Here is a 6,598-nt window from a genome sequence, read left to right as displayed (position 1 = left end):
CCGGCATTTTTCGTAGAGGCATACGAAAAAAGGTAAGCCGAATCCGGTTGGTTCAGCATATTGGCAGATGATAAGGTATTATTAGTCAACAAAACCATCATACTCAAAACAATAAGAGTCACTCTCATGTTGCTTAATTTTAAAAATGTTTTCGCCAACCGGATTTCTTTTTTTGATTATTTAGAAGCAAAATGATAATTACCTGAGCCTACTTCGATTTCAGTATAAGCCCCAGATTCGGTAATTTTTCTGATGCCGGCTTGCTTGTTTTTAACAATATTAAACGATTTAGGTATACAAACTAAAGCAGAAGTATTGCCAGGAATCGTTACATCCCAGACAAAGTTACTTCCTTTTTTGTTCCAGTCACTTTTTATTTCTCCATAAACAGATTTATAAGTAGCATGAACTGAATCAAGACCTTGAGGGAATGCGGGACACATGATTAATTGTTTATAGCCCTGGGTACCCGGAGCACATTTTATGCCGGCAAGATTTTCGAAAAACCATATATTAAGGTCTCCAAGTAACATTACATGGTTTCCTGAATTCATGGCCGGATCAGCAGTGTTGCCATTCCAAAGTTCCCAGATGGTGGTAGCTCCGTTTTTTACCATATAACCCCAGCTTGGATAAGTATCATTAGTAACAATTTTCCAGGCAAGATCAACATTACCATGTTCTGTAAGCCCGCGCATCAGGTGTTGAATTCCTAAAACGCCAACACTGACATGGCCATCAAAATCTTTCTCTGTTTTGTTCACAATGTTTTCAAAAACTTTTCCTTCATAGCCATTGGGCACAAGTCCGAGGCATAAGGAAAGAATATTTGCAGTAACCGTATTGTTGCCATATTGCGAGGTTGCAGAATTGAAAAATTTGGTATTGTAAGCATCTTTCATTTTGGCAGCAAGATCCTTGTATTCAACAGTATCCTGATCTTTTCCGCAAAGTTTGGCAAAGCCGCTCATCTTATTCAGCAAATCATAATAGACAGCGGTGTTCAAAATCTTTCCGTCAGTCTTTCGTGATGGATCCTTGGAATGGATCAGATATTTTGTTTCTGGCGGCATACACCAGTCACCATATGAATCTTTAGTCATGACATAATTCTGCATAGACTTTTTCTGCATATGTTCTATCCAAAGTTTCATGGCAGCATAATGCTTACGGATTCCGCTATCATCTCCGTACTGGTGATAAAGCATATCGGCAGCATTAAAAAATGCAGAAGGCCAGGTAACATCATCCCCATAGATGGTCCAATATTTAGGAGAAACATTGGAAATACTTCCTTCGGGGCTTTGGGAATCCTCAATATCCTGTAACCATTTGCTGTACAGCAAAGCATTATTAAAAATAAAAGCTTCACCGTAACAACCGGTAGCACGGTCTCCCAACCAACCCATCCGCTCATCGCGTTGCGGACAATCGGTAGGCATGCCCCTGTAATTAGAGCGAACGCCCCAATAAGCATTGGTAAAAATTTTATTGACTAAAGCATCTGAAGTTTCAAAATGGCCGGTTGTTTCCATCTTATCATAAATCACTTTCCCTGTAAAAGATGTAAGTTCTGGTTCTTCATCCATACCGGAAATTTCGACAAAACGAAAGCCGTGATAAGTAAAATGAGGCTCCCAGGAAAATTCACCGTCCCTGGCGGGGGTATAAATATCGGTCACCTGGGCAGTACGCAAATTTTTCAGGTAAAGGGTTTTATCATCATTGAGGGCTTCAGCAAAAGTCATCACCACAGGCTGGCCTTTCTTCCCTTTCAACCTGATATTCAGCCATCCAACCATATTTTGTCCCATGTCCACTATATATTTCCCATCGGCACGCTTTGAGATTGAAACAGGATGAACCTCATCCTGCACCGTGATATTTGGGTTTTGCTGGGCAGTAAGGCTGCCTCTGGGATTATCCATGATATCTGCAGATTTCCATTGACTATCGTCGAATCCGTTTTGATTCCAATCTCCAAGTTCAAGGCGGGCATCATATTCTTCACCATCATACTCATTATTTGAAATTACAGGGCCTTTTGAAGTAACTTTCCAGGAAGCATCGCTTGCAAGGGTTGAAGTCGTTCCATCGGTATATTCAATTTCGAGTTGAGCCAACAGACGTGGAAGGCCAAAAAAGAGCATGCTTCCCGATTTGTTATTCGTTCTGCCCCGCATGGAAAAATAACGGCCATTGCCCAACACAATGCCCAGGGTATTCACATTGTCCTGCAGAAGACTGGTCACGTCATACACATTGTAATAAACCCTGTCCGTAAACAAAGAAGGGGATGGAGCTAAAACATCATTGCTTACGGGTTTGCCATTAATAAATGCTTCGTACAAGCCAAGGCCTGAAATGTAAAGAACAGCTCTTTTGACCGGACGTGCAGCCGAAAATTCCTTTCTTAGATAGCGGGCAGCCAGGCGGGTATTGGATGTATCTCCTTCTCCCTTGTTTGAGATAGCATTTTCGCCTATCCAGGAAGCTTTCCAGCCGTAAGCATCGAGCAAAGCCATTGACCAGGTAGATACTTCGCTCCATTTGCTTTTCCCCTGATTGGTTTTTACACATACCCGCCAAAAGCATTGTTGACGGGAAATCAATTTTTTACCCTCATAAGAGATCAATATGGATTTGTCGGAAGAAACCATTTTTGAATCCCACAATAAATCTTTTCCTTTAGCTAATTTCTCTGGAGAATCTGCTACCTGTATACGATATGCTGTTTGCACCAAATTGGGCTTGGTTGAAGTAATCTGCCAGGAGAAACGAGGTTGCGAAACTTCAATCCCTGCAGGATTTTTCTTCATCTCTACCTCCAAATTTTTTATTTCCACTTTTGCCGAATACGCAAATGGGGATAAACCCACCACCAGGAAAATGAGAAAAAGTAATTTTTTTTTCATAATAAATAATTGAATTTTTAATGTTTACATAGGTTAGTCCAGGAAATTTATTCCCTGACCATTAGCAAAGTTATAATTTCCTATAGAAACCAAATATTTTCATTATTTTATTTGCAGAAATATTTAATACATTTTTTTACCACTATCCTTTTCCCTCATGCTCCAGGAAAATAATTTTTCCTTTCTATTAGTGCAATATGCAAAAGTTGAATTTTATCGTTTTCCCCTGTTCTAAAATGCATATCACAATTTGTAAAAAGCCCGGGATATGGAGTACATACATAACTCTTATGATTCACAACCTTAAATGGAAATAATCCAATCATATTGATAAAAAAACAGGGATCAACCTTATTATATAAAGGTCCATCCCTGTTTTTTTCTGAATTCTTCTCCCCGACATCAGCCGGAGAGAAAAACTTCATTATATTAATTTTAAGTGTCCACCAGTATTAACTTCAGTAACCATTAAAATAGCTTAATGGTATAGGTAAATGAAGTCGGATCCGAGAATACCTGATATTGTTGAAGAGGACGGGGCCCGCATCCGTTTGAGCCGACGCCTGTTGTTTTGGCAGACAGACAAAAAACGGTGGCCTTACTGGCTGGCAGGTCAATTTTATATTCCACAGGCAACATCTGCTCGTCGGTATGAGGCAAAGCAGAAACCTGCATCAGGTTTTCATCTGCTTTAAACAAAAGAGACGGCATATCTTTTCCACTCAATTTTGCCCACCTTACATCTTCATGATTCCCATGTTCCATGGGCTTTTCATACTCATACTGATTATTTACGTCCAAGGCATATAAACCAACATCAAACCCGGTTTTACGGTCCGAATAATTTTCAATGGGGCCACGTCCAAAATAAGTCATACTGTCGAGTTTCTTGTCGAGCAACATGCGTACTCCAATACGTGCCAGATTAATGCGCAGGCCTACAAACTGTATGTTATTATCAACCTTTATAGAACCATCGCCTTTGACCAGGTAAGTTGCCGTGTGATAAGCACCAAATCCTCCTTTGCCATCGGCTTTTACAGTTGTAATCACTTTTACCGAATATTTGTCAACAGGTTCAACTTTCAGATTGACCAGTGAGTATTTCAGGTCATTTGCGCCATATTTTTCAGAACTTCTAAAAACCCACATATCATCGTTCATATGAGGTGCACGCCACAGGTGTAGTTTTGGGGAACCTTCTGCGGTCAAAAGATTTACTCCGCCTTTTTCCAGCTGAGTCATAAAACCTGTTGTCTTGTCGAAAACCACTGCAAATCCGCTACCTGTAATTTTTACCGACTGGGGGTTCTGACTTAACTTAACAGGTTGGGTTACTTTGAGTTCCTCAACCGGAGGTGTACCTACCGGTAACTTGAACTGTTCGGAAGCAACTTCAAACCCTTGGTCAGCCCACAAAGTTTTCTCTTTTTGAGTATATGAAATCCGCAAAAAATATTCAGCTCCTGCTTTGGGATTTTCTATTTTATAAGGTACCGTTGCCCAGCCTTCCCATTGCGGGCCAATATGAGGCAATTTCAGGGTTCCCCTGTCAATTTCCTTCCCGTCTTCAGTCAGGCTCCAGGAAGCCTCGAATCTATCCAGGGAAATAAATTGATATTTATTCTTAATTTTTATTGCCCCGGAAGTTGGGTCGGTCAATTCTGTATTAATCCACTGAAAAGCCTTTTTCATTTCCGGATAATGAGGTTTAATGGTTTTCCTATCCCAAGCCACCACACCTTTGTGTATAAAATAGTGATCGTTGGGGAACTCACCGAAACCACCTCCATAGGCCAATATCGGGTGTTTGGGATCCCGTTTGTTCCATAAGGCCTGATCCTGATATTCCCAGATTGCCCCACCCACAATTTCCGGATTATTGTCAAAAACATCCGAATATTCCTTCAATGAGCCCATAGAATTAAACATGGCATGAGCAAATTCGCAGATATAGAAGGGTTTTGTCAATTCTTTGTTTTGAGCGACTTTGGCAAAATCATCCGGTGTACCGTACATACGTCCATCCAGATCGGTTGGGTTTCCCTTGCCCACATGAAAAGGTTCGTAATGCACCGGGCGGGACAAATCGATGGCTTTAATCTGTTTCAAAGCTTCCAGAAAATTATCGCCACTGCCGCATTCATTCCCCATAGACCAAATAATTACCGAAGGGTGATTTTTGAAATTCTCCACGTTAGCAATATTTCTATCAACAATTGCTTTCCGGGTCAGGGGTTCGCGATCCAATGTACCATAATATCCATGACATTCGACGTTGGCTTCGGCCGTAAGAAAAATTCCCCATTCGTCACAAAGCTCATACCAACGGGGATCATCTGAATAATGACAGGTACGGACATGATTGCAATTGCCTTGTTTGATTACCTGTAGATCACGAATCATCTGCTCTTCGGTAATTGCATGACCCACATCCGACCAATGTTCATGGCGGTTCACGCCTTTTAATTTGATGGGTACGCCGTTGACGGTAAAAATGCGGCCTTTGATCTCAATCTTACGGAAACCTACACGGGATGATAAAATTTCACCTTCCGAACTGGTCAATACAATCGTATATAAATTAGGAGTTTCAGCAGTCCACTTTAATGGATCTGAAACAGGGAACTTTACGGCAAGCTGTTCTTCCTCTTTAGAACCAAGTGACTTACAGGAAGTATTTCCTTTGGCTATTTCATTACCGGCTTTATCATATAAAGTAGCTGTAAAAGTTTGGGCTTTACCTGCCTTTTCTCCATAATTTTTAATTTTAGCCACGACTTCAACCGTAGCATCTTTATAATCTTTATCCAGGTCCTGTTTCACGAAAAAGTCGCGGATATGTACCTGGGGAGCGCTCCAAAGGGTAACATTACGAAAGATACCGTGCAAGCGCCACATGTCCTGGTCTTCAAGCCAGGTGCCCGAGCTATATTGATACACTTCAACAGCCAACATGTTTTTGCCGGGTTTCAGGTATTTAGTAAGGTCGAAATCAGCAGCATTACGGCTGTTTACACTGTAGCCCACCTTTTCACCGTTTACCCAGATGAAAAAAGCACAGTCAACCCCATCGAAGGTGATGAAAATACGGCGCCCGGTCCAGTCTTCAGGAACATCAAAATCGCGGCGATAACTGCCTACCGGATCACGTTCCACGTATGCCGTGTAATTTTTATCCGGTTCGCTCATCACATGAGGAAAATCTCTCTTTATCGTATAACCAGCATTCCGGTAAAATGGAGTGCCATATCCCTGTACTTCCCAATTTGAAGGAACAGGTATTTCTTTCCATCCCGACACATCATAATCTGGTTTATAAAAATCAACCGGACGTTTTTCCGGGCTAGGAACCCAGTTGAACTTCCAATTGCCATTCAAACTATGGCAAAACGAAGAAGCATGGCGATTGGCACGAAGTGCTTCCTGCAGATTGGCATAAGGCATTAACGTGGCATGATAAGGCTCTTTGTTGATTCCGAGGCATTGTGGATCTTCAATCTCGGAAGGATAATCAATCCCCGCTTTCAACGGGGTTGATCCGGCACCGTAAGCAGTATTTATAAAAAAACATGCTCCCAGTATAATAGCTAATACTACAAACCTGATTTTTAACATAACATATTTTAGTTAATTAGTGATTTTTATAATTAATTTTCAGAACACATTCACAATAATCCTAT

At 41.1% G+C, this 6,598-nt stretch carries 2 protein-coding genes; both read right to left on the bottom strand.

Going from position 1 to position 6,598, the window contains the following annotated elements:
• Positions 1–176 precede the first annotated feature (176 nt).
• Complete coding sequence (locus tag Q8907_10945; protein ID MDP4274784.1) at positions 177–2,915, bottom strand: family 78 glycoside hydrolase catalytic domain; 2,739 nt, start codon at positions 2,913–2,915, stop codon at positions 177–179.
• A gap of 468 nt (positions 2,916–3,383) precedes the next feature.
• Positions 3,384–6,533: a glycoside hydrolase family 2 TIM barrel-domain containing protein gene (locus Q8907_10940; protein ID MDP4274783.1), complete on the bottom strand. Its 3,150-nt coding sequence runs from the start codon at positions 6,531–6,533 to the stop codon at positions 3,384–3,386.
• Between the last annotated feature and the right edge of the window lie 65 nt (positions 6,534–6,598).

Source organism: Bacteroidota bacterium (genome assembly GCA_030706565.1).
Taxonomy (GTDB): Bacteria; Bacteroidota; Bacteroidia; order Bacteroidales; family JAUZOH01; genus JAUZOH01.
Note: the sequence above shows the minus strand (reverse complement) of the source record. Positions and strands in the feature narration are given on the sequence as shown.